Source organism: Mucilaginibacter sp. SMC90 (assembly GCF_022811725.1).
Classification (GTDB): domain Bacteria; phylum Bacteroidota; class Bacteroidia; order Sphingobacteriales; family Sphingobacteriaceae; genus Mucilaginibacter.
The window spans coordinates 1,219,604-1,245,348 of the sequence record NZ_CP094527.1 but is presented as its reverse complement, the minus strand read 5'-3'; the positions used below and the strand labels follow the sequence as shown (position 1 = coordinate 1,245,348).

Annotated in this window: 21 protein-coding genes; 10 read left to right on the top strand and 11 right to left on the bottom strand. The window is 42.5% G+C overall.

What is annotated here, in order from left to right:
- Positions 1 to 14 precede the first annotated feature (14 nt).
- The 4 genes from MTO98_RS05505 to MTO98_RS05490 form a co-directional block, all read right to left on the bottom strand.
- Complete coding sequence (locus MTO98_RS05505; RefSeq protein ID WP_243485610.1) at positions 15 to 914, bottom strand: LysR substrate-binding domain-containing protein; 900 nt, start codon at positions 912 to 914, stop codon at positions 15 to 17.
- A 9-nt stretch (positions 915 to 923) separates the two neighbouring features.
- Positions 924 to 1,706 (bottom strand): hypothetical protein, encoded by a 783-nt coding sequence (locus MTO98_RS05500; protein WP_243485609.1) that lies wholly within the window; start codon positions 1,704 to 1,706, stop codon positions 924 to 926.
- Positions 1,707 to 1,778: 72 nt separating this feature from the next.
- Positions 1,779 to 2,561: a hypothetical protein gene (locus tag MTO98_RS05495; RefSeq protein WP_243485608.1), complete on the bottom strand. Its 783-nt coding sequence runs from the start codon at positions 2,559 to 2,561 to the stop codon at positions 1,779 to 1,781.
- Positions 2,562 to 2,639: 78 nt separating this feature from the next.
- Complete coding sequence (locus MTO98_RS05490) at positions 2,640 to 3,647, bottom strand: aspartate-semialdehyde dehydrogenase (RefSeq protein WP_090534105.1); 1,008 nt, start codon at positions 3,645 to 3,647, stop codon at positions 2,640 to 2,642.
- A 439-nt stretch (positions 3,648 to 4,086) separates the two neighbouring features.
- Between MTO98_RS05490 and MTO98_RS05485 the strand changes: the two genes are divergently transcribed.
- The 4 genes from MTO98_RS05485 to MTO98_RS05470 all read left to right on the top strand — a co-directional run bounded on the left by MTO98_RS05485 (position 4,087) and on the right by MTO98_RS05470 (position 7,671).
- Positions 4,087 to 5,040, top strand: coding sequence for an NAD-dependent epimerase/dehydratase family protein (locus tag MTO98_RS05485; RefSeq protein ID WP_243485607.1), 954 nt, complete (start codon positions 4,087 to 4,089; stop codon positions 5,038 to 5,040).
- Positions 5,041 to 5,199: 159 nt separating this feature from the next.
- On the top strand, positions 5,200 to 5,925 hold the full coding sequence (locus MTO98_RS05480) for a YebC/PmpR family DNA-binding transcriptional regulator (protein WP_243485606.1): 726 nt from the start codon (positions 5,200 to 5,202) through the stop codon (positions 5,923 to 5,925).
- Between the two features lie 129 nt (positions 5,926 to 6,054).
- Positions 6,055 to 6,270 carry a DUF2442 domain-containing protein gene (locus MTO98_RS05475; protein ID WP_243485605.1) on the top strand — a complete coding sequence of 72 codons (216 nt, stop codon included), beginning with the start codon at positions 6,055 to 6,057 and terminating at the stop codon, positions 6,268 to 6,270.
- Positions 6,271 to 6,384: 114 nt separating this feature from the next.
- On the top strand, positions 6,385 to 7,671 hold the full coding sequence (locus tag MTO98_RS05470) for a hypothetical protein (protein WP_243485604.1): 1,287 nt from the start codon (positions 6,385 to 6,387) through the stop codon (positions 7,669 to 7,671).
- Between the two features lie 176 nt (positions 7,672 to 7,847).
- On the opposite strand, the gene MTO98_RS05465 is transcribed toward MTO98_RS05470, so the two are convergent.
- From MTO98_RS05465 to MTO98_RS05435, 7 genes are all read right to left on the bottom strand, one after another.
- A complete protein-coding gene (locus MTO98_RS05465) occupies positions 7,848 to 8,645 on the bottom strand; it encodes a dienelactone hydrolase family protein (RefSeq protein WP_243485603.1) in 798 nt (265 codons plus the stop codon).
- A gap of 103 nt (positions 8,646 to 8,748) precedes the next feature.
- On the bottom strand, positions 8,749 to 10,101 hold the full coding sequence (locus MTO98_RS05460; protein ID WP_243485602.1) for a glucoamylase family protein: 1,353 nt from the start codon (positions 10,099 to 10,101) through the stop codon (positions 8,749 to 8,751).
- 126 nt (positions 10,102 to 10,227) lie between these two features.
- Positions 10,228 to 11,709 carry a RagB/SusD family nutrient uptake outer membrane protein gene (locus MTO98_RS05455; protein ID WP_243485601.1) on the bottom strand — a complete coding sequence of 494 codons (1,482 nt, stop codon included), beginning with the start codon at positions 11,707 to 11,709 and terminating at the stop codon, positions 10,228 to 10,230.
- An 11-nt stretch (positions 11,710 to 11,720) separates the two neighbouring features.
- Positions 11,721 to 14,744 carry a TonB-dependent receptor gene (locus MTO98_RS05450; RefSeq protein WP_243485600.1) on the bottom strand — a complete coding sequence of 1,008 codons (3,024 nt, stop codon included), beginning with the start codon at positions 14,742 to 14,744 and terminating at the stop codon, positions 11,721 to 11,723.
- A gap of 259 nt (positions 14,745 to 15,003) precedes the next feature.
- Positions 15,004 to 17,898 carry a triple tyrosine motif-containing protein gene (locus MTO98_RS05445; RefSeq protein ID WP_243485599.1) on the bottom strand — a complete coding sequence of 965 codons (2,895 nt, stop codon included), beginning with the start codon at positions 17,896 to 17,898 and terminating at the stop codon, positions 15,004 to 15,006.
- 116 nt (positions 17,899 to 18,014) lie between these two features.
- Entirely contained in the window at positions 18,015 to 18,971 is a 957-nt protein-coding gene (locus MTO98_RS05440; RefSeq protein WP_243485598.1) for a rhodanese-related sulfurtransferase, read from the bottom strand.
- A gap of 147 nt (positions 18,972 to 19,118) precedes the next feature.
- Positions 19,119 to 21,599: a DUF5686 and carboxypeptidase regulatory-like domain-containing protein gene (locus MTO98_RS05435; RefSeq protein WP_243485597.1), complete on the bottom strand. Its 2,481-nt coding sequence runs from the start codon at positions 21,597 to 21,599 to the stop codon at positions 19,119 to 19,121.
- Positions 21,600 to 21,729: 130 nt separating this feature from the next.
- On the opposite strand from MTO98_RS05435, the gene kbl reads away from it, so the two are divergent.
- The 6 genes from kbl to MTO98_RS05405 are packed head-to-tail and all read left to right on the top strand — an operon-like array spanning position 21,730 to position 25,675.
- Positions 21,730 to 22,920, top strand: a complete 1,191-nt coding sequence (gene kbl, locus MTO98_RS05430) for a glycine C-acetyltransferase (protein WP_243485596.1) — start codon at positions 21,730 to 21,732, stop codon at positions 22,918 to 22,920.
- 42 nt (positions 22,921 to 22,962) lie between these two features.
- Positions 22,963 to 23,244: a DUF6364 family protein gene (locus tag MTO98_RS05425; protein ID WP_243485595.1), complete on the top strand. Its 282-nt coding sequence runs from the start codon at positions 22,963 to 22,965 to the stop codon at positions 23,242 to 23,244.
- On the top strand, positions 23,234 to 23,650 hold the full coding sequence (locus MTO98_RS05420; RefSeq protein ID WP_243485594.1) for a PIN domain-containing protein: 417 nt from the start codon (positions 23,234 to 23,236) through the stop codon (positions 23,648 to 23,650). The genes MTO98_RS05425 and MTO98_RS05420 overlap by 11 nt, the downstream gene beginning before the upstream one ends.
- The gene (gene pheS / locus MTO98_RS05415) at positions 23,650 to 24,684 is read left to right on the top strand and encodes a phenylalanine--tRNA ligase subunit alpha (protein WP_243485593.1); all 1,035 of its coding nucleotides are present in this window, start codon (positions 23,650 to 23,652) and stop codon (positions 24,682 to 24,684) included. Before MTO98_RS05420 ends, pheS begins: the two co-directional genes overlap by 1 nt.
- Positions 24,681 to 25,094: a hypothetical protein gene (locus MTO98_RS05410; RefSeq protein ID WP_243485592.1), complete on the top strand. Its 414-nt coding sequence runs from the start codon at positions 24,681 to 24,683 to the stop codon at positions 25,092 to 25,094. Before pheS ends, MTO98_RS05410 begins: the two co-directional genes overlap by 4 nt.
- A complete protein-coding gene (locus tag MTO98_RS05405) occupies positions 25,094 to 25,675 on the top strand; it encodes a TetR/AcrR family transcriptional regulator (RefSeq protein WP_243485591.1) in 582 nt (193 codons plus the stop codon). Before MTO98_RS05410 ends, MTO98_RS05405 begins: the two co-directional genes overlap by 1 nt.
- Positions 25,676 to 25,745 lie beyond the last annotated feature (70 nt).

Genomic DNA, 25,745 nt, shown 5'->3' with positions numbered 1-25,745 from the left:
AAATTAAAACAGCATTACCCCTCAATATGCTGCAACGCAAAATTGATAAAATTGCTTGTCAGTCCGTAATCCTCCGTTCCCTTGCGGCGAATAAAGAAAAAATCACGGGTTATTTTCAAGCCTTCAACAGGCACCTCAACCAGGTCGCCTTCGGCAAGTTGACGGATAATTGACGGACGCGGCATAAAGCCGAGACACTGATCGGCAAGCAGGAAGTTTTTTAAAGCTTCGGTGCCACCCAGCCGGATCTTTACGGATAGATCGGCCGGCTTAATGTGCAAAGGCGAAAGAGCTTTTAAAACTGCATTTAATGTACCAGATCCCCGTTCACGTACTGCTAAAGGTGTTTTTACAAACTGCTTTAACGTTAATGATTTACCTGCCAGCGGACTTTTAGCCGAACAAACCGGTATCACCTCATCGCTCATAAAAGGTTTGTATGATACTGTGGTGAGCTTATTATCAACTTCAATAATACCAATATCAACTTCATGATTAAGCAAGGCGTTCAGGATATACTCGCTGTTACGGTTTACCAATTGAACGTCAACATTGGCGTACTCGCGTTGAAAACCCGAAAGTATCGATGGTAAAATATACAAGGCAATAGTTGTACTTGCACCCAGCCGTAAATGCCCGGCAGCTTGTGAAAGGTTACTTAATACCGAAAGGTCATATTCTACCTTTCGTTCAATTTCTGTTGCCTGCTGCAGATATTCATTTAATTTATTACCAGCTTCGGTTAATAAAATGCTATTGCCCTTACGTTCAAATAGGGGCACTTTGTACTGATCTTCTAAAGCTTTGACGTGCTTGCTGATAGCCGGCTGCGTAATAAACAGCACCTGAGCAGCCTTACTGAAACTCAGGTTGGCGGCAACTTCCATAAAAACACGGTGGGCGAAAGAGATCATCGGGCAAAGTTAATTTTTTACCCGTTCAAAATACTTACCTGTAAATTTATACAAGATATAGTCGCGGGTAACCTGTCGTTTTGCATTAACTAACGGACTATGGATGGTTTGTGTTTTAGCATCATAATAAATAGTCGGGATCACCTTCATATTAACCACCGACAGGAAATTGTAATCAAAATACAGCTTGCTATGCAAACCTGTGGGCGTTTTAACCAATAACACCACTCCATTCAATTTACCATTCTCAATAGCAAAAAACTGGATCCCCTGCGTTGCATCGGTACTTGAACGTACCGAATTATAGGCCGCCAGATAATAAACCTTGTTATTGCCTTTCAGCGTATAAAGCTTGGAATACCAGTAAACCGGGTTATGTTTTTTCCCTACCGAATCCATTTTTAAAGAAGAAAATACCTTACCGCCAACCTTGTATTGTAAAACATTATCAAAATCATACCCGGTGCTGCCTAATTTGGTATCCCATGAATAGGTGCGAAATAAACCATCGGCAGATGTAGCGATCACTACCCGTTCTTTAACCAATTCGGTAAAAGGGTAGTTAATGGTTTCAGGATATTTAGAGGTATAATACTTTAGCTTAAAGCCAAAGATCTTGTTCATTTTTTCTAACGAATCAACAGCCTTCCACTCTTTTTTGTGGGAGCCATAGTAGTTTACCCTTTTAAAGATCCTTAGCAGATCGGTTTCAATAGCCTGCGGACTTTGAGCAAACAAATTTGCTGAGTAAAAACAGCAGCAGAAAACAATTATTAACTTAAAGGTTTTCATCGGTAAACAAGATACGCAAAAAAAGCAAATCGGGCGGATATTCGTAGTAAATCGCTTTCAGTTGCTTGTTTATTAGCTTTTTATTTTTTCAAAGTATTGGCCGTTAAATTTGTAATTAATGAATTTAGAGGTTACCTGTGCTTTGGCATTCACCAAAGGTATCCGTATAGTTTGCGTAGCCTGATCAAAAGTGATAGTCGGGCGTTTTTCAAAAGGGATATCAACTACCGAAAAAAAATCGTAGTCATAGTAGATCTTACTTTTCAACCCCGACCCTGTTTTGATGATCTTCGCATCATCATTAAGCATCCCGTTTTCGATATCAAAAACCCTGATGCCTGTACCCGCATCTTTACCCGAATATATAGTGCCATAGATACCCAAATAGTAAGTTTTATCACCCGACTTAAAAGTATACAGGTTACTGTAAAACGGGATGTAAGTTTCCTGACTGCCGGTTAGCAGCACAGACTTTGTTTTAGCTCCAGCTTTATATTGCAGTACATTGGAAAAATCGCGCATGGTACCTCCCTGCCAGGTTTCCCACGAGTAGATCCTGAACAAACCATCCGCCGATGTTAAGATATCAAGCTGTGCTTTTTTAAGCGAGTTGAAAGGCATGTTAATGGAGGCCGGGTAGGTTTCTGCATACTTTTTCAGTTTATTTCCAAATTCGTCATTAGCATCACCTAATGATTCACTTGCACCGTCAACTCCTTTATTTTGCTGATCATCCCAATATTCAATCTTTTTAAATGATTTCAGCAGATCGGCCTCAACAGCCTGTGGTGTTTGGGCAACAAGTTTAATGGTTGCAATAAAACAGAAAAGAGCAATCAGGCTTAAGGTTCTCATAACAAAATATTACTACATAAAAATAGGGATAATCAAATGACTATCCCTATACTATTCTTTTGAAAAGAAATATTCTGTTTACGCCTCAACCGGCTGACCGATCAAATGCTGAGCAGCAAGGTATTCAGCAATCTGCACGGCATTGGTAGCTGCACCTTTACGCAGGTTGTCAGACACTATCCAGCAGTTAAGAGTATTATCCTGAGTTTCATCGCGGCGGATACGGCCTACAAAAACCTCATCTTTGTCATGCGCATCAAGCGGCATTGGGTATTTCAGGTTAGCAGTATCATCAACCACAACAATGCCCGGCGCGTTAGCCAATAACTCACGCACTTCGGCCAGGTCAAAATCGTTAGCAAACTCAATGTTAACCGACTCAGAGTGACCACCCATAACCGGGATACGCACAGTAGTAGCAGTTACTTTGATGCTGTCATCACCCATGATCTTTTTGGTTTCGAGGATCATTTTCATTTCCTCTTTAGTATAACCGTTTTCGGTAAATACATCAATCTGCGGGATCACGTTTAAATCGATAGTGTAAGGGTAAACTTTCGGTCCGTCGATGCCTTTACGTTCGTTAAACAGCTGATCAACAGCTTTAACGCCAGTGCCGGTAACAGATTGGTAGGTTGAAACTACCACCCTTTTAATTTTATATTTATCGTGCAGCGGTTTTAAAGCCACTACCATTTGTATAGTTGAGCAATTTGGGTTAGCGATGATCTTATCTTCGGCAGTAAGCACATCAGCATTTACTTCGGGCACAACCAGTTTTTTGGTTGGGTCCATGCGCCATGCCGATGAATTATCAATAACAGTTGTACCAGCAGCTGCAAATAAAGGAGCTTGCTGTAATGAAGTGCTTCCGCCGGCCGAGAAAATTGCTACGTCCGGCTTCATCTTAATCGCATCCTCAACAGAAACCACCTTAAACTGCTTACCCTTAAAAGTAATTTCTTTACCAATACTTTTTTCTGAAGCTACGGGAATTAATTCTGTAACGGGGAAGTTGCGTTCTGCAAGAACCTGCAACATTTTGGTGCCTACTAATCCTGTAGCACCTACTACTGCGACTTTCATTTTTAAATTGTTTTTGAAATGTATCAGGCTGCTTCACAGCGCCTGTTTTTAATTAATTATGTGTTTTAAAAGTTAAACCCTCAAATATGCACATTTTTTCGGTATCGTGAAAATATAAAGTCTATGGTTTTTATGGGGATTGTTTTTAGGTGAGTGGTTGATTGGGTTGATTAAGTGAGTGGTTTGTCTGAATCAACATTTTCAGGATTGGAGAATTATCAGAATAAAGTCCAATTCTAAAAATTCCTCAATTCGTTTAATTCGAGTTCAGGCAACATCTGGACAATCCTTAAATCCTAAAAATCATGGTTCAGAATACAAATCAATCGGTGTAATCAAAAATCAATCGATGTAATCCCAAAAACAACCACTCACCTAATCCAACCCAATCAACCACTCACTTAAAAACCCTACCTTTGCGCGGTAAACTCAAAATTGCATGAGCGAAAAGATCTTAGTGATAGGCGCCAATGGCCAGATCGGCACCGAACTGGTAATGGCTTTGAGAAATATACACGGAGCCGACGCAGTAATAGCTTCAGATATCAACAGCCCGACTTATGCTATGCGCGGCAGCACCGGGCCGTTCGAATTGATCAACGTGCTTGATAAAGATAACCTGCACCATATATTTGATAAACACCGCCCCACACAGGTTTACCTTTTAGCCGCCATACTATCCGCCGTGGGTGAGCAAAAACCTAAAATGGCCTGGGACCTGAACATGACCGGCTTGTTGCATGTGCTTGATTTTGCGGTTGAGTTTAAGGTAAATAAAGTTTTCTGGCCAAGCTCCATAGCTGTTTTCGGTCCGCATTCGCCGCAGCATAACACGCCGCAATATTGCGTAATGGATCCTAACACAGTTTATGGTTTCAGTAAACTGGCCGGCGAACGCTGGTGCGAATATTACTTTAATAAATATGGACTTGATGTACGCAGCATCCGCTATCCGGGACTCATAGGCTGGAAAGCTAATCCGGGCGGCGGCACCACCGATTATGCCGTACATATATTTCACCATGCCTTAAAAACCGGCAGCTATGAAAGTTTCCTGGCCGAAGGCACCGCACTACCCATGATGTATATGGACGATGCCATTAGGGCTACCATCAGCTTGATGGACGCCCCTGCCGAAAAGATCAGCATCCGCTCGTCATATAACCTTGCGGGTATCAGCTTTACGCCTGAGCAACTGGCAGCAGAGATCAAAAAACTGATCCCTAAATTTGAGATCAGCTACAGCGAAAATGATCCGCGCCAGGCCATTGCCGATAGCTGGCCAAAATCAATTGATGATAGCTATGCTCAAAACGACTGGGGTTGGAAACTTGAATATGACCTGCCTAAAATGGTAGCCGATATGCTGGAAAATTTAAAGACGATTATTTAAGGTAAAAGGCGAAAGGATAAAGGTTAAAGGTTAAAGGTTTTTATCCGCCTTTTTATAAACAAATATTATATTTACCGCCTTGTCTTTATAAGGCAAAGCTTTGTAAAACAACAAGGTTGATCCATGAACCATCAACCGAGAATAATGAACTAAAAGAACATGGGAAGAGCATTTGAATTCCGCAAAGAAAGAAAGTTTAAGCGCTGGGCCAAAATGGCAGTGCAGTTTACCCGTTTAGGTAAGGAAATTGTAATGGCTGTAAAGGCCGGCGGCGGCGATGTTAACACCAACTCGCGCTTACGTACCGCAGTACAAAACGCCAAGGCGGTAAACATGCCTAAAGACCGTGTTGAGGCCGCTATTAAACGTGCCAGCAGCCGCGATGAAAAAGATTACGAAGAGCTTGTTTATGAAGGTTATGCACCTTACGGCGTTGCTGTTTTGGTTGAAACTGCTACAGATAACACCAACCGTACCGTAGCCAACGTACGAAGCTACTTTACTAAATATGGCGGTTCGTTAGGTAAAACAGGCTCGCTTGATTTTATCTTTACCCGTAAGTCGGTTTTCACTTTTGAACCCGGAGACCGCGACCTGGAAGAACTTGAATTTGAACTGATAGATGCAGGTTTGGAAGAGATCTTTGTTGAAGCCGACGAAAATGGCAATGATATCGCTGTAATCCACACGGCTTTTGAAGATTTTGGTAAAATGCAAAAGGCACTGGAAGAAATTGGTATCGAAGTAAAATCGGCCAAGTTGGAGCGTGTGCCACAATCATTCCACGCCGTTACCGAAGAGCAGGTTACCGATATCATGAAACTGATTGACCGTTTGGAAGAAGACGACGACGTGCAGGCGGTTTACCATAATATGGCGGAATAGTTCTGATATCGGATTTAACATAAACAACGCGTCATTACGAGGTACGAAGCAATCCCCGATTAACAGGTCCGCCCTGTATAGTTTGGGATTGCTTCGTACCTCGCAATGACGGCTTAACTAAGCATTATCATGCCACTATTCAACACACGTAAAGGGGAGAAAAAAGTAAAGGTTACCTTTGCTAACGGTCTGCTTTTTGTTGAAAGTGATGGTGGCAAACCCCAGGCTTTCCCGCTGGAGTGGTTCCCGAAGTTACTTAACGCTACCGACGAGGAACGTCAAGACTGGAGCCAGACCGAGAAAGGCATCCGCTTTAATAAGCTGGATGTGGAAGTGGGGTTATAGACTTGAGATATGAGATTTGAGATATGAGACTAAAAAATTATGTTTTATATCCCAACGATTTGAAGCTTTAATTTTGTCTCAAATCTCATATCTAACATCTCATATCTAAACAAAATGGTTTTTGAAGAATTTTTAAAGAAGAAAAGAATTGACCTTGTAGCTCTTGAACAGGGCGAACCGGCTTTGTTTTCTGAATTTAAAGATCACTTTGAACAGATGGGCGAAAAAAGCTTCGACCATACCAAAAAGTACTGGTTCAATAAACTGAGGCGGCAATTTCCAGTTCCGCTTGAGGTTAAAACCGAAAAGGTACACATCAAAAACCCGCTTGCCGAACAAACCATTACCGAAAGCTTGATAGAACCCGGCACACCGGCCAAGGTTGGCTTTACACCAAAATTCCGTCAGGCGGCAACACCAAAACAAGTGCCTCCTGTTGAAGAGCCCAAAACGGAGTCAACAGAACCTGCAACACCGGAAACCCCACCGGCAGAAACTACACCAAAGCCGGCATTCAAGCCACGCTTTAACCCGGCCATGGCAAAGGCTAAACCGGAAGCAAGTGAGGCATCGTCTGAAACGGATAAAGAACAACAAGCTGTAGCTCCTGCCCCGGCTGTAGAAACACCTGCAGCAACCACCAAACCAGGTTTCAAACCACGCTTTAACGCTGGCATGGTAAAACCAAAAACTGCAGAAACAGAAACACCTGTAGAGGATAAAAAAGAAGATGCTGCGGCAACCGAACCTCAAACCCCTGCCTCAGAAACACCCGCGCCTAAAATGGGCTTTAAACCGCGCTTCAATGCGGCTATGGTAAAACCGAAACCCGCAGAAACAGAAGCGCCGGCAGAGGATAAAAAAGAAGAAGGGGCGACTGCTGAGCCTCAAAGCCCTGCCGCGGAAACACCCGCGCCTAAAATGGGCTTTAAACCGCGCTTCAATGCTGCTATGGTAAAACCAAAGTCGGTAGAAAGCGAAGCTGCTGCTGAAGAAGAAAAACCTGCTGAAGAGCCAAAACCACAGGCATCAGAAGCGCCTACTCCTAAGATGGGGTTCAAACCACGCTTTAACGCGGCTATGATGAAACCCAAACCGGCAGAACCGGAACAACCGGTTGAAGAGGAAAAACCATTAGCCGAATCTTCACAGCCAGCCGTTGAAGAAGAAAAACCGGCTTCTGAAACTCCAGCACCAAAGCTTGGCTTTAAACCGCGATTTAACGCAGCCGCAATGAAGCCCAAAGCCACTGAAGCTGAAGAACCGCCGGATGATAAAAAAGAGGATAAGCCAACTGAGGAAACTCAGCCGCAGGCAACGGAAGCACCTGCACCTAAATTGGGATTTAAGCCGCGCTTCAACGCCAAAAATATTCCTAAGAAATCAGAGGGGGAAGAATAAACTCCATTAAGTTATTAAAAATGTCATTATAAGCGATAGCGTGGCAACCGCACGGAAGCATAGTCACCCTGTATAGCATGCGATTGCTTCGTCGTTCCTCCTCGCAATGACATGGTTTCATGTATTCCGCCACCGCCCGGCTCCTACCAGGTGGTAACTATTCTCTGGTCGCTCCTCTACTTACTATGCGAAAACAGCCAATGCAGCAAATCAGGTTCATTAAAGGCATTATCCCAACTGTTATGACCTACACCGGGGTATAAGGTAAACCTTGGGTGCCCTCCTGCTTCCTTAATGGCATCAACCATTACCTGCGAATGATCGGCCGGTACTACCGGGTCATTATTACCGTGGAAGATCCAGAGCGGAACTTTTTTGGCGTATTTTTTTGCATTCAGCGTATTATCTCCCCCGCAAATGGCAAAGGCGGCTGCAAATATTTTAGGCTCCCGCCCTATTATTTCAAATGTACCCATGCCGCCCATGCTCAGGCCGCCCACATAAACTTTATGCTTATCAACAAAAGGCTTATCTAAAAACTGGTCAACAAGGCCCATCAGCATGATCATGGCCATGGTTGGCGGGGCATCTTCCTGAAAAATAAATTTGCGTTTATTTGTTGCCGAATCGGTAACCTGCTTTACATTGCTCCAATAGCTTTTTGCCGGACATTGGGGGAAAACTACAATAGCTTCATACATTTCGCGTACGCTATCCTGTAAAAACCTTTGGGCACCATAAGTCAACTGCGATTCATTATTGTTTCCCCGTTCGCCCGAACCATGCAGTACAAACACTAAAGGATACTTTTGGCCCGGATTAAAATGTTTTGGGAATAATATACGGTATGGCAGCGTATCCACTTTAAAGATAAAGCTGCCCCTGTCAAACGAGGTCAAATTTTGGGCTCGGGCTAAAAAAGAGAATGCTAAGAGCAAGCTTAGCATTCCTGTGATTCGTATTATTTTGATCATGGGTTAAAATGCTTCTCTGTTTTACAACCAGCGTAAATATCGCTGTTGCATCAAAACAAATTTCACCTCTTTAACGGCCTTTTGTTTATTTTTTTATGCCGAATTAATTTTTTGCGATTGCCGGGCTTTCAAAACCAAGCTTTTTCAGGCCGCCCTGCACTTCGGGACAACTCATAAAAAGCTTCCAAAGCAAACCTGTACGATAATTCTCGATCATTACGACGATCGGCCCCTGGTCAATAGCCAAATAGGAGTTGGCATACCAGTTATGCGATTCGCTGAAGGCATCGGTAAAACCATATTCACCCCAGATCTTGTCGCCCAGGTCATAATAAAAATGGCGCAATGCTTTCATCGAATACTCAGGGGTGTAAGGAAATGCAGATAGTGCTGCCGTTGGTGTAATTACCCCCAGATCGTTAGTTGGCGAGTGGGCGTTGTATCCTTCAAAGTTATCACTGGCGGTTAAGCCCCAGCAGTTTTCGCCGTAGCCTTTAAATTTTTTAGGGTTATCAACACAGTAGGCATGATTGATGAGGGTGTGATTTTTATTTTGCTCCCAATAATCGGCATAGTCATCCTTTAAACCTTTAGGGTTAAGGCCCAGAAATGAGTATTGTGAAAAGAACAACGGACCACCGTAATCAAAACCTAAAGGCAATTTAAAACCATAAAAGGTCCTGCCATTTTTAAAGAAATCGCTTTGTGCCCAACCGCGGTGATAAACATCAGCACTAACAGGGTAACGCTCGGCCGATGCCGCAAGCACATAGGTTATCAAACATTCATTAAACCCATGGATAGGGAAATTCATAGCCCAGCCATTGTTTGGGCTCCAGTGCCAGTAAAGGGCATCACGGCCATCGCGGGTATACCAGCTCCATTCCATTTCGCCCCACATCCAGTTGATCACATCGCGGATGCGACGTTCTTTAGGATCATTGGCATTGAAATACTGCCTTGCACAAAGCAACCCTTGAAACAAATAAGCAGACTCAACAATATCTCCGCCATCATCCTTACGGCCAAAGCGAATCGCTTTACCTGTTTCGCCGTTTAGCCAGTGCGGGAAAGCACCGTGAAAAGCGTCGGCCTTGTATAAAAAGTTAACGATCTTCACCATACGATCAACCGCTTGTTCATGGGTTATCCACTTGCGGCTATCAGCCACTATGAGCGACATGATACCGAAACCAGAACCGCCTGTAGTTACCACCTCGTTACCATAATCAAAAGAGGTGTTGCTGCGCTCGCGGGCAAGACCGCTCACCGGATGACCAAAATCCCAAAAATAACGGAACGTTTGGCGTTGCACCACGTCAAGCAGGGCGCTATCAGTAAGGTTTTTGATAATGCCAACCGGTTTAATGCCTTCTTCTGATTTTTTTGATGTTTTTTGCGCAAAAGCACCCAGCACAAACATCATTAACAAAGGGGATAATATTAGTTTTTTCATAAAGCTGCTCTTTATTGTTTACGAAAAACCGTGTTTTTCATAAAAAGAATGGGCATAAAAGAGGTTGCCCGTTAATGAAACTAAGCAACCTCATAATCAATCAACTGTGTGTATTTTATTGGCTAATTAATAACCAGGATTTTGTGTTAATGCGCCGCCGCTCAGGTCAATTTCATTTTGAGGCACAGGCCAAACTTCATTTTTACCTGCTTTCCAGCCACGTGAGCCGAAAACTGCGGTACCCCTGCCCTGGCGGATCACGTCGAAATAACGTTCAAATTCCATAGCCAGTTCAACTCTTCTTTCATTGTATATAGCTGTGCGCAATGCGGCCTGGTCGGTAGTGGTAATTTTAGGTAAAATAGCATTGTTACCAGCACGGGCACGGGCACGAACCTGCTCTAACGGAATTAATGCAGCAGCAGAGCTACCAAGCTCATTATTAGCTTCAGCGTTCATGAGTAATACATCGGCGTAGCGCAAAACGATCTTATTTTGCTGGCAACCTTCATTAAAACCTGATACATACATGCTGAAAGGCACATATGATTTTTGATTGTACATAGGATTATCACCGGTAGCCGGGATCTTATCACCTTCAGGTGTAGTTTCACCTCTGAAAATAATGGTAGCGTCACGTCGCGGGTCGCCGGTTTCATAAGCTGCCGCAAGTTCCGGGCTTGGTACATTAAAGCCCCAGCCACCACCTGTAACACCACGTACACCCTGTACCTGCGAATACTGTGAGTTTGAAGCGTCCGGGTTGTTAGGGATTAACGAACACTGGATTTCAAATACCGATTCCTGGTTGTTTTTATGCGTTGTACGGAACAATTGCTCGTAATCAGGATACAATGAATAACCAAAACCCATTACCTGGTTGGTATAGCTTAAAACATCGCTCCATTTTTTAAGGTACATAGCAACTTTTGCATGCAGCGCAAGGGCGGCACCTTTTGTAGCGTGACCAACATCAGCCGAGCTGTAAGTTTGCGGCAATACATTAGCAGCATCGGTTAAGTCAGTTTCAATAGCTGCCCAAACCTGCTCTTTTGCTGTACGTGGCAGATTATATTCTGATGCGTCTTTAGGTAAAGTTAAACGTAATGGTACATCGCCAAAAGCTCTCACCAACCTAAAGTATGAATAGGCACGGATAAATTTAGCTTCGGCCAAATACCTTGCTTTTAAAGTTTCGTCCATGGTAATACCAGGTACATTGGTTAAGATCTGATTAGCAAAATTGATGTTTTGGTACTGACCTTTCCAGAAACCGCCCAATTGAGCATCGCCCGAGGTAATGGTAAAGTTATGGTAATCATTAAAAAAGGTAGCGTCACTGGCGGTACTGCCTTTTTCTACATCGTCAGAGCCCATGCTCTCTACAGCAATAGGGGCAAAAGCGATGTTGTTCCATTCGCGCAGGTTAGCGTACATGGCGCTAACCGCTTTTGTAGCATCATCCTGGGTTTTGAAGAACAATGTTGCCGCTGTATTTTGCGCCGGATCAACATTTAAGAAGCTTTTTTTACAGCTTTGAAACGATATGAATGAAGCAATAAGACCTAAAGCAATGGCCTTATGCATATATTTTGTACTGTTTTTCATCTTTATATTGATTAAAAAGTAACGTTAACACCAAAATTATAGGTAGCAAACAAAGGATACACACTTGCATCAATACCTCTGCTGCCTACATCGCCACCAATTTCTGGCGAGAAGCCTTTGTAACCAAACAGGTTAATTGCATTTTGTGCATTTGCATAGATCCTGACTTTTGAAATATTCAGTTTTTTCAGGAAGTCGCCCGGGATGGTGTAACCCAACTGCGCATTCCTCATCCTAAAGTAAGCACCACTTTCAACATAGAAAGAGTTAGGGGCAGCATTGCTATTTTTACCAACATTTACCGAAGGGTAGGTATTTGAAGTACCAGCGCCATGCCAGCGGTGTTCATAAAAGTCTTGGGTGAAGTTTTCATTACCAAAGCGGTAGGCGATATTGGCGTTATAAACACTTACGCCGGCAACGCCCTGAAAGTCTAACGCAAGGTCGAAGTTTTTGTAAGTGAATGAAGTATTTAAGCCATAGTTGTATTTTGGCAACGGGCTACCTAAAGCTACACGGTCGCGGCTATCCAGTATGCCATCGTTATTGGTATCCTGGTAAATGAAATCGCCGGGGGCTGCTCCGGGTTGTTTTGAGGTAGCTACCTGTTGTGTTGTTTGGAAAATACCTGTTACTTTATAACCATAAAACTGCCCTATAGGCTGGCCAACCACAGTGCGGGTAGCTAATGCGCCGTTGGCAATACCTTCGCCACCGTCATAAATAGGGTTTTGGCCGGTTACAACATTAAGTACTTTATTATTGTTGATACCAATATTAGCACTGATGCTGTAATTGAAATCTTTAGATGGATTATCTTTCCAACCTAATGAAAACTCCCATCCCCTGTTTTGGATACTCGCCTGGTTGCCTATTAATGAGCTATTAACTGTACCCAATGAACCTGCAACCGGGATTGCGAAAATAGCATCCTGGGTTTCCCTGTTGTAATAATCGGCTTCAAAAGTTAACTTATTATCAAGCAAGCCACCTTCTAAACCAAAATCAGATGATACTGTTTTTTCCCAAACGATAGATGGAGGTACTATTGAGTTGATACTTGCACCCGGGTAAAGCGTAGTTGGGTTACCGAATAAACCTGTCAGGTAAGGATCTGTTGCGATAACCTGTACAGTTGGGTTAATTGGCACGCCTGAGTTACCAACTTTACCCCAGCTTCCGCGTAGTTTCAGATTGCTGAATACTTTCTGATTTTTCATGAACTCCTCGTTGGTAATTATCCAGCCGGCGCCAACCGAAGGGAAATATCCATAAGTATGGTCTCCATAAAACTGAGAAGCACCATCACGACGAATAGAAGCGTTCAATAAATATTTATCTCTGAACGAATAATTAACACGTGCAAATTGCGATAATGCGCGGGTATGGATCTGGCTGCCCGGAGTAGCGAAGTAATTTACATTAGTTGTATCCGGGAATGAGCTCCTGATGCTGCCGTTTTTTACATACGGTACATAATCGGCCTTTCCATCTATTTGCTTGGTTTGGTTATTTTGTGCACTATAACCTACCAGGGCGGTAATTTTATGATCTTTTATTTTAACATCATAGGTTAGTGTATTCTCCCAAATCCAGTTACGAACATCAGTATGGTTGATATCTAAATTAGTTTTATTGCTTTGTTGTTTTAAGGTAGCAAAGTATTCAGGAGAATATCCCCTTACTTCATTTTGGCTGATATCGCCGCCAAAGCTTGACTTAAATTTAAAGTTTTTAAGGAAGGTAACCTCGCCATAAGCGTTATAGGTAAAACGCTTGTTTTTTGTACGCTGATTAAAGAAATCAATAGTGGCCTGCGGGTTATAGTTATTGCCATCGCCGGTGCCGTAATCGTTAGGGTCACCATAACCACCATCTGCTTTACGTACAGGCAGAGTAGGTGCCGCACCAAATAACTGGTGGAAAATATCACTGTTAACATCACGCGATACATCAGATAAGCCACTTGCAGTATAACCAAATTTTAAGTTTTTGGTCGGTTTAAAATCATTTGACAAGTGAACTGTGTAGCGCTGATAATTATTTGTCTTAGCTAAACCATCCTGATTAAGATAACCAAATGAATAGTTGTAGGTGTACTTATCAGTACCGCCGCTTATTGAAGCCTCATGGTTTGTAGTAAATGCTTTGCGCAATATTTGTTTATACCAGTCAGTTCCTTTACCGTATGATGAAGGATTGCTGAATACAGGGTCGCCCCCGTTTAAGGCCGAAAGCTCATTCACTGCTGTGGCATATTCATTGGCATTGGCCATTTGTACCTGGTTGGTAACAGCCTGCAGACCTACATAACCGTTATAATTAATAACCGGCTTACCTTTTGTACCACGTTTTGTTCCGATCAAAACTACACCGTTGGCTGCGCGGATACCGTAGATAGCTGTACTTGATGCATCTTTCAAAATGCTGAAGCTTTCAATATCCTGTGGGTTAAGGAAGCTGATATCATCGTACCAAACACCGTCAACCACAAACAATGGTTTTGTGTTACCATAAATAGTACCTAAACCACGAATGGTGATATCCGGTGATTTGCCCGGCGTACCGCTGTTGGTGATTTGCACACCTGATACTTTACCCTGTAAACCGCTCAATGCATTTGGTGACGCCTGCTTAGCAACATCAGCACCCTTAACGGTAGCAATTGAACCGGTTACATCAAGCTTTCGCTGGGTACCGTAACCTATTACAACTACCTGCTGCAATTCGTTGGTTTGCGGCTGCAGGGCTACATTTATGGTTGTTTGCCCGTTAACAGCTACTTCTTGTGTGGCATAACCTATATAAGCTACCGATAGTGTTGCGTTGCCTGGAGTTTTAAGTGTAAAAGCTCCGTTTACATCTGTTTGGGTACCTATAGTTGTTCCTTTAACTGAAACAGACACGCCTATCAAAGCCTCGCCTGTTTTGCCGTCAGTTATTTTACCTTTTATTGTAACGTTTTGTGCAAACGCTGCGTCATAACAAAGTAACAGTAACAACATCAACCCTGAAATAGTAAAAATTCTTTTCATAGTGGTTAATAAATAATACGGATTGAAAAAATAATTGGTTTATCGATTTGCAAAACTGTACAGATATTCAACTTTTAGCAAATAATATAACTCAACATTAATACACCACTATAAGAATACTTTCACAGCAAATGTTTACATAAAACATAAATCGCTATAAAACAATATCTTAAAAACAAAAATAGTCATAAAAGCTACTACACAGCCTCCGTTAAAAGCACGGGGTCAAAATGACGCAATGAGAGGTAATGATGTAGTGTTATAACTCGATGAGAAACTCGGTAAGGTTTTTATCATGCTCCAGATTGAGCTTTTTACGAAGCCTGTAACGCCGGATTTCTACGCCCCGCAATGAAATATTAAGCAGCGATGCCATTTCCTTACTGCTCATGTTCATACGCAGGTAGGCACATAATTTAAGATCATTGGGTACCAGGTCGGGATGACCGGCTTTCAATTTTTTAAAGAAATTTTCGTGCGCTTCATTAAAACTGTTCTCAAAAATGTTCCAGTCGCGGTCATCGCTCATGCCTTCGTCAATCACTTTTTGGATGCGGCGCAATTGTTCATCGGCAAGCTTTTTGCCATTACTGTCTTTAAGATGCCCGAGCTCGTCACTTATTTTTTGCAGCAACTCATTTTTATAAACAATGTTCATGGCCGAGTTTGCGAGCTCTCGGCTTTTACTGGCCAGGTCGGCCTGTAACTGTTCATTTTTTATATTCACGATGTGCTGCTCGTTAGCGATGGCCTCCTGCTTTAAAAACTCTTCCTTTTCTTTTTGAAGCTTTTGGTGGATGTGCTGCTGATGCCGCTTTAATTTAAGGCGGTAGTAATGCCTGATGATATAGTATGATAATACAAGCAGTAACAGGTAGAAAGCCATGGCTATTTTCCCGGCATACCACGGAGGCAATATGGTAAAGGTAAAAATAGTTTCGGCCGATACCTGCTGGTCATTGATCTTGGCACGCATCTTAAAATGATATGTACCCTGGTAAAGATTTGTAAACTCTTTTTGGCTTTGTGGCGTCCAATCGCTCCACTGGCGCGAATAACCGTCAAGATAGTATTGAAATTTGACCTTAGCCTGCCTGAAATAAGGCAATGAGTAAGCTATCCGGATGTTATTTTGAGCATATGGTATTTCAATCGGGTCCTTACTAAAACCATCTTCGGTTATTAATGATACTTTATCGGTCACATTTTCAACCCGCCTGATAAGCACGTTAGGGATATTGATATTATTACCGCGTAATGCGTCATCATCATTAAGTATCACAAAACCGTCATCAACACTAATGAGGTAAGTTGAGTTATTAATGCGGTTTATGGTTTCATAATGCTGTACCATTTGCCCGCTGAGTATGGTGAAGCGGTTGGTATCAATGGTTAGCTTTCCGGGTACCGACAGATCGGCAAGGGCAACCCTGCCCTGGTTAATGAACCAGTATTTTTTACCTATAGCTTTTATTATTTTGCTTGACGTGGCAAACGTACCCAGCTTTTTATTTAGCTGCTGGTATTTGTAAAAACGATCTGTAATATCATCATACACGTAAAATCCAGAATCGGATGAAAAAACGATGCGGTTATCAAGGTCAAATACATTGATATTATAGCTGCCGGGCAGGCCATAGCTTTTATCATAATAAACACGTGACACGGCCTTTTTCTGATCGGCACTGAGGGAAAGTTTATAGATTCCCTTATAGGCGTGGCTTACCCAGATCTGCCCTTTGCTATCCCGTTCAACGTAGCGCGAAGGTTCGCCAAAATCTGCCAGCTTATGGCTAAGCTGCCAGTTACCTGCCGCATCTTTTTTATAGATCACCAAGCCCGTGTAAGTACCCTGGATCAGCATATCAGGAGCAATCTTTTTAATGGTCCAGCCGCCGGTGATATCCGATATTTTAGTTATTGAGCTACCGGTTACCTGGTAAGTACCATCGTTATGACCGCACAGCAGGCGGCCATCCTGCAGGGAAAGGTCCCACACCTGCCCCTGTGAGCCAGGGATGAGCTTAAAATCAAATGACTGAAAGGGGCCTTTGTTGCTCTCGGGCAGCCAATCACTGTAAAACAAGCCCTGGTTAGTACCAAGGTAAATCTTCTTGTCAAAAATAATACTTGCATAAACAGTACCGAACTTGCCTGTTTTATCAAAATAGAAGTATAACGGCGAGTTAACCTCAATGCGGTCGATACCATTATCAAGTCCGGCCCAAAGGTTTTGCTCTGTATCGGTATATAAACTCAATACTGTATTGTTTTGCATGCCGCTGGCTTTATTAATGTGCTGTACCACCCTGCCTGCGGTATCAACTATTACAATGCCGTTAAGGATGGTTCCATAGGCAAGATACTTGCCTGCAATTGCCACCCCGTTATTGAGCTGATACGTTTTTAAAAAATCATTACACTGATTGGCCCAGGGCTTAATGGTTTCCCCATCGTAAATAAACAACCCGTCTTTAGCCGTACCTATGATATATTTGTTATGCTGAAACGGAAGAATGGATAACACACCGCTTACACCAAGAATATCGCTGCCCTTTACATATGCTAATTTTGAGCCCTTAAGCTCAAACAACCCTTTTAACAGCTGTTCTACAAAAAAGCGATTACCGGCCTTGAAGAGAAACAGGTAAGGTTGTTGCGCTTTTACAACTTCGATTTTACCTTTTGAGTAAATATAGATGGAGCCGAAAGCCTGGAATATGATCCGGTCTTTTTCGCAATAGATCTTCCAAACCTCCTCATTAATGGGCAAAAACTTTTTGGGCACCAGGTTTACGAGCGATGTGTATTTTAAAAAACCTCTGTCATCATTTTCCCAGTAGCCAAATTCACCGTAACCGCCGGCATATATTTTGCCTTTACCATCAGCCGTAACCGCCCGCACTATTAAGCCGTTAGGCATATGATATTGCTGCCAGTACTTGCCGTCAAAAGCCAGCAGGCCCTGTGCATTACCAAAATACATAATCCCGTGCTCATCGCGCGTTACCGACCAGTTTTGATTGCCAAACTGGTAAAGCGCCTTGGTATAATTTTGCACATACGGAACTCCTATGCTTTTAATATCAACCGCAAATGTTTGCCAAACCGAAATACAAAGCAGGTAAATAAAAACTAAAAGGGGTTTACGCATGGTTAAAATAAAATGATGCTAATGTAATTCAAGTTACGAAAGTAATATTTGAGCCCGATAAAAGAAAAAAGCCTACCCTTACGGGTAAGCTTTGTATTGTTTATCTATCAGCGTCCTTAATCGGCCGGTTGTAGTTTGTTTTTACTAATATTTACAGGTTGAGGCACTTTTACGTAATAACCGGTGCCGTCATAAACACGTTTGCGCGGATGATCTTTACAGGCGTCGCTGCAGCAGCCATCCATGGCAGTACCGCATTCATCGCACTGGGTAAAATGCTCGTTGCACTCAGGATTGGCGCAATTGATCATTTTAGGCGTAGTTTTACCACAATTTAAGCAGGTTGAAATAACAACCGGGTTAACGCTGTTCACATCAACCGAAAGGCGGTTATCAAACACATAACATTTGCCTTCAAAATCCTCGCCGCCTGCTTCTTTGCCATATTTAATAATACCGCCATGCAGTTGATACACTTCGGGGAAGCCCTCATGTAATAACAAGGCAGATGCTTTTTCGCATTTGATGCCGCCTGTGCAATAAGTAAGGATCTTTTTATCCTTGTACTTTGCCAGCTCATTGATCATGGCCGGAAAATCGCGGAAGTTATCGATATCGAGGGTTACAGCATTTTTGAACTTTCCTAACGAATGCTCGTAGTTTGAACGAACGTCAAGTACAACCACATCATCTCTGTCCTTCATTGCCAAAAATTCTGTTGGCTCCAGGTGTTTGCCTGTTTTTTGTTTTGGGTCGATAATGTTAGGATCACGCAGGCCTGAGTGTACGATCTCTGATTTATAGCGCACATGCATTTTTACAAACGATGGCGTATCTACTTCATCAATCTTAAACTCGGTTTTAGCAAAGCGCTCATCGGCGTGTATAGCATCCATATAGGTTTTACAAGCCTCAACTGAACCCGAAACAGTACCATTAAGACCTTCATCGGCCACAATAATACGACCGGTTAAACCTAAGCTTTTGCAAAATTTTAAATGATCGGCAGCAAATTGCTCCGCATCAGCTATTGTTGAATAACAATAGTATAGTAGGGTATTATACATTTCCATAAAATCATTGATACTGCTGCAAACAGTGTTAAATGAGCGGCGCAAATGTAAGAATTTTTAGTGAATAGTTGAATGGTTGATTAGGTGAGTGGTTGGCTTTGCAATAACCAAATCAACTACTCACCTAATCAACCACTCACCAATAAACTACCTTATCCCATAAAAGATCCTGAACCCCTGAATGTATTTTTTGTCGCCGGCGTATGATATACCATAGTCAACACGGAAGATGAGGCGCTGCACACCTATGTAAAACTCGCGGTAATTGCGGTTGTTTTTGGTGGTGAGGTAGTTGGCCCCGATGATCTCTTCCAGTTTGGCTTTGCGTAAAAATGAGATATGATTAAACAACGACCCGGCAAAGTTATGCTGATAGTGAGCTTCCAAAAACGCTCCGTTGGTACTGTAAGTATAAAACGGCAGGAAGTGGAAACTGCCTACGTACGTAGGGTCGAAAGTGGTACCCTGGTTACCTAAAAAGTGGTTGTAATCCATGTAATACAGCTTGTTATTATTAAAGAAGCCACCACCCGATACTTTAAATGATGAATAACCTGAAAGGCCGGTTTGTATATGATCTTGTGAAATATCAACAGATGCAAAATCATAATCTACATCCGATCCCAAAATGCTTTTAAAACCTTTACGATAATTAATTTTTACCATAGGGTATTTTGACGGAAGATTGAACTTGCCGGTAGGACGGGTTTCGTACCGCTGATCGAACGTAAATAAAGCCGAAACATTAAATACCAGCGCCTGATTATCCGGGAACAGGAATGAATGATCATCAGGCGGAGTGCCCGGTGGGGCCAGCGGATTATTAGAGGTAAACTCGCGGTCTTTAACATCCTTAAGTTTACTGAAAGAGGTGTTGTACAACTGCGAACGACTTGAATAAGAGAACCCGCCTTTTAAAAGTACACCGTTTGTTACTTCGCGCTGATAGCCAAAATCGCCATAATGGCTACGGTAATATTTCACGTAGTTGTTTTCGCTCAGCAATGTACTCAGTGTATTGAAATAAAGCGAACGCGTGCCTACGTTATTCAAATCGAGCACATCACTGCCAAAATCTGCATAAAACTTAGCCGCATGAAATGGGTCGTTCAAATATTCGGTGGCTACATTCGCGCTGAATATTTTGTTTGAGAAGCCATAGCGCAAAGCTGGCGTTATAGTAAGGGAATGCAAATCATCAATGGTACGGATATAACTTGCCTTGGCATTGATACCAAAACCTTCTACCGTGTTGTAATAAAAGGTTTGAATAAATGGGAATATATACAATGAGTCGCGGGCACTTTTGTTACTTGCCGCATAGCCAAAAATCAAATATCCCGGGTAATTAATCCGATTTTTACGATGCTGTAATGAGTCTATGTACCTGTCGGTTTTCTTATATTCTTCAAAAGCATCCTTCTTTTTATAGTCACGTTCTTCAAAGGCGGTTAAAGGTATAGGACGCGCGTCGGCCCAATAATTAGGCTTTTTGCTGTTAGCTACGGTATCAACCTTTAATATCTCTCCGGTAAAAAAACCATCAGGAAAAGTTGGGTTTATTTTATAGTTATTGTAAACCGCAGCATAGTACCCGCCAAACTTAAATCCTAATACAGCTCCTTTAAAATTATATTGTGTTGACGCTGGCATCCAAACACTATCGGTAATGGCAATATATTGTTGCCTTATACTTAAGGTATCTACCAGGTTAAGGTTGCTCACTTTATTATCAACAAAGAAATCAACACTGTAAATACGCCAATCATTTTCAACTATGTAAATATCACCCTGAAAATATTGTCCATGATTACGCTTGGGTATTACCCTGATCTTATCAACGGTGCGCCCGTTCTCGACAGAGGTACCCAATAATTTATAATTATAAAACCTGGGCCCATAAGCAGCTACCGGCGATACAAAACCTCTTGATGCCAAGCCCGGGATAGTGATCACATTTTCATAAAAGTTAGCCTGCAAGTCGGACGCCTTTTTGTAGCCGAATGCCGTATTCTGACCAGCCATTCTGTTAGCAATGGTTATCTCTTTGATTTTGTCGGGTTTCTGAAAGTTATATTCAGACAGTGACTCAGATTGATAAAGGATACCCCGACCGTTAGAGTCAAGATCAAGTGTTCGCTGTACCTCATGCCCTATCAGCGATTTTGGTACACTCAGCAGTTTTTGCACACCTTTAATGTAAACCGCGCATGAAAACGAGGTTGCTTCTTCTGTGTAATATTTGCGCTTTTTGATCACCTGTTTGATAATGGTATCGGCTACATCGCGGTTTTTCAGGTAAGTTTCTGATACCCTGTCAGTATTAAACACCTCATCGGCCATTTGCACATTATGTTCCTGATCATGGTCTGCTATAGTAATTTGCTCTATCTTTTCAGTATAACCCACATAACGATAAATCACATTGTAGGTACCCGGGCTAAGCTTAAACTGGTAAACACCGTTTTCATTGGCTGTGGTACCATAGGTTGAATTGCGGATATAAATAGAAACAAATGGTATAACCTGCCCATTTTTGTCGGTTATTTTTCCAGTTAAAAGCGATTGCTGAGCTGATGCCGTTATTGCACTGAAAGCAATGATGAATAGTAGTATATATTTTCTCATATGTTACTTATGTGTAATACTTTATGGCTTAAAAATGTTTTATTACTCACTTAATAATTATTTAAGGTTTAATAAACCCAACAAAAAGATTGCGAATGCTTAATTTTACCCTCTTTAAAACACGCACGCTATGTACAATACACTACAGCCGGTTTTACAGCAGGAACTAACCGAAATTGAAAACGCCGGGTTATACAAAAAGGAACGGATCATTACCTCGCCGCAGGGAGCCGATATCACCGTGCAAAGCGGTGCCGAAGTAATTAACTTCTGTGCCAATAACTATCTTGGTTTATCGGGCAATGCCAAAGTGATCCAGGCAGCCAAAGACGCTATGGATACACATGGTTACGGCTTGTCATCTGTACGTTTTATATGTGGTACACAAGATATTCATAAAGAACTTGAAAAAAAGATAGCCGAATTTTTAGGCACGGAAGATACTATTCTTTACGCTGCGGCATTTGACGCCAACGGCGGTGTGTTTGAGCCTCTGTTTAATGATCAGGATGCCATAATCTCTGATGAGTTGAACCATGCCTCGATCATTGACGGTGTACGTTTGTGCAAGGCTCAGCGTTATCGTTATAAACATGATGATATGGCCGACCTGGAAGAAAAGCTGAAAGCTACCCAGGAGCTGCGTCACCGTATTATTGTTACCGATGGCGCATTCAGTATGGATGGCACCATTGCCCAGTTAGATAAGATCTGTGATTTGGCGGATAAATATAATGCGCTTGTGATGATCGACGAGAGCCATTGCTCCGGCTTTATGGGCAAAAACGGCCGTGGTACGCATGAGCACCATAATGTTATGGGCAGGATTGATATCATCACAGGTACATTAGGCAAAGCTTTGGGTGGCGCATCGGGCGGTTTTACATCGGGGCGTAAAGAGATCATTGATATGCTGCGCCAGCGCTCGCGTCCGTATCTATTCTCGAATACCTTAGCTCCCGCTATTACCGGTGCTTCAATAGCAGTATTAGATATGCTGAGCGAAACCACCGAATTGCGCGATAAACTGGAAACCAATACGCAATACTTCCGTAAAAAAATGACCGAAGCAGGTTTTGACATTAAACCTGGCGTGCATCCTATAGTCCCAGTAATGTTGTATGATGCCAAGCTGGCGCAGGAGTTCGCTGCAAAAATGCTTGAAGAAGGTATCTATGTGATAGGCTTTTACTACCCGGTTGTACCACAAGGCAAAGCAAGGATTAGAGTACAGATCTCAGCTGCGCATGATTTGCACCATTTAGATAAAGCTATTGCAGCGTTTACCAAGGTGGGTAAGGAGCTGGGAGTGCTTAAATAACACGCATAGTTTCTTTATATTTGCATTTGATAATGCTTTTTTATGGAAAGTACAAAACTAACTTTGAGTGTCAAGGCCGATTCGCTGTCTCTTGTTAAGGAGTATGCAAAACGGCAGCACACCAGTGTATCCAAACTGGTGCAGGAATTTCTTGATGGCATAGCAGAGCAAGAAAAAAAAGACGATCCGATAAAAGAGAAGTATAAAAATGTGGAAATACCTGAATGGATAACGCAACTTACAGGTATAGTGAAAGATCCTAATCCGGATATGAGTTACGATGATATGAAACACGAATATTTCAAAGAGAAATATGGCTTATAACCGCCTCTTTCTGGATAGCGATGTTTTACTGGACATGTTTTTAAAAAGGGAACCCTTTTTCTTTCACACTCAGATCCTGTTAATTGAGTGCATAAAAGGAAATATTGAATTACGAACCTCTTCATTGGTGATAGCGAACATCGTTTACGTGTTGAGGAAACAAATTGGAATATCGAAGGCCAAGGAAAATTTGAAGAATCTGTTTAACTCTGCAAAAGTTTTGCCTTTTGAATTTGATGCAATAGAGACGGCTATCTCAAGTGACATCACCGATTTTGAAGATGCCATTCAATTTCACATCGCCCAAAAACATAATTGTGATGCCATCATCACCCGAAATATAAAAGACTATAAAAATTCAACAATACCGGTTTTAACAGCCGAACAATTTTTAAATACATTATAATGCAAGCTCAGATAGACCAATATACCGCCGAGATCAATGCTTTTTCGCCAGCCAATGCCGACGAACTGGAAGCGTTCCGGATTAAATTTTTAGGCACCAAGGGTATTATTAAAGACCTGTTTGAGCAGTTTAAAAGTGTTAGTCCGGAAGAAAAACGCACTTTCGGTAAAGTACTTAACGAGTTTAAACAACTGGCCGAGGCTAAGTATAACGAACTGAAAGAAAACATTGGTTCGGGCCCACAAAGTAAAGGCAATGATCTTGACCTTACTTTGCCCGGCGATGGCTTTATTGTTGGCTCACGTCATCCGTTATCACTGGTTCGTAACGAGATCATTGACATCTTTAAACGCTTAGGTTTCGTTGTTGCTGAAGGCCCGGAAATTGAGGACGACTGGCATAACTTCTCGGCCCTGAACTTCCCGGATGAGCACCCTGCCCGTGATATGCAGGATACCTTCTTCATTAAAAAGAATAACGGTAAAGATGATATTGCCCTGCGTACCCACACCTCATCGGTACAGGTACGGATGATGGAAGCTGGTAAACCACCGTTCCGCGCTATTATGCCGGGCAGGGTTTACCGTAACGAGGCTATCTCGGCCCGTGCACATTGCTTCTTTCACCAGGTTGAGGGTTTATATGTAGATGAGAATGTTTCGTTTTCCGATCTGAAGCAAACCCTTTACCACTTTGTGCAGGAGCTTTATGGTGAAGGCACAAGGGTGCGTTTCCGCCCCTCATACTTCCCGTTCACCGAGCCATCGGCCGAAATGGATATTTCATGTACCATTTGCGGCGGTGCTGGCTGTAATATGTGTAAGCACAGCGGCTGGGTAGAGATCTTAGGTTGCGGCATGGTTGACCCTAACGTTTTAGAAAACTGCGGTATCGACAGTAAAAAATATACCGGCTTTGCTTTTGGCATGGGTATGGAGCGTATTGCCAACCTTAAATACGTGATCCGCGATTTACGCTTGTTCTCAGAAAACGACGTGCGTTTCCTAAAACAGTTCCAAACCGAAATATTATGAGGAAACTCACTATAGTATTACTGGCTGTTATCAGTTGCTTTTCATGCGGAAAAGCGACTGATAACGTACCAAGTGTACCAGTTAATTTTCAGGCAGCCCTGGGCACGCCGGCATTATCGCCGCTTAATGTGGCGGGCGGAGCGGTTGCCATTAATGGTTATGGCGTATCGGGGCTGATCATTTACCGCAAGGTAAACGGTACCTATGCAGCTTATGACAGGTGCAGCAGCTATCAGCCCGAAAAAAAATGTGCGGTAACAATTGATAATACAGGCTTTACAGTAACCGATCCCTGCAGCGGTTCAAAGTTTAGCCTTGAAGACGGCACACCGGTTAAAGCTCCGGCAACAAAAGCATTAAGAACATATAGGGTAGCCGTTACCCAGTTTGAAATCCAAGTAACTAATTAATGGAAGCCGATAAAATAAAAGATAGTATTAAGCGGGCAGCACAGGAACTTTTCCGCAAATTCGGGTACCATAAAACCAGCGTTAATGAAATTGCCAAAAAGGCCAAAATAGCCAAGGCAACCATCTATAAATATTTCGACAGCAAAGAGGCGATATTGCACATTTTACTGATGGACTATATTAAAGTCAGTGTTGATGATTTGGTGCAAGTCAATTCTAATGATATTGATGAAGAGGCTTATCTAAATAACCTCATCATGAAAACCTGCCGCCTCTCTTACACCATTTGTAATGAGTTTATCGGCTGGGATTTTATCCGCGAGTCAACCAATTCCCAGGATTTTTTAAAGAACCTCTCCAACGAGCTGGAAGAACTGCTTATGGCATCGTTTATCCAATTGCCGGGCATCCGCAAGCATGAAACTTACCAGCAGCGTTTACGCTTTCTGATCAAGTGCAGCAAGAGCATTGTTTTCAGCTTTGCCTTTACCTCGGTAAGCGATTCGGACGTGCGCAAGAATTTTGTTTCTTTTCAGAAAGAGATCCTGCCCTATTTGGTTAAGGCGGCGGTTTCCGTGTAAATCCCTCTTCAATAAAGCTGTCCAAAGAAAAAACATACTTATTGCCGTTGACTAAAGTCAACGGTTAAAA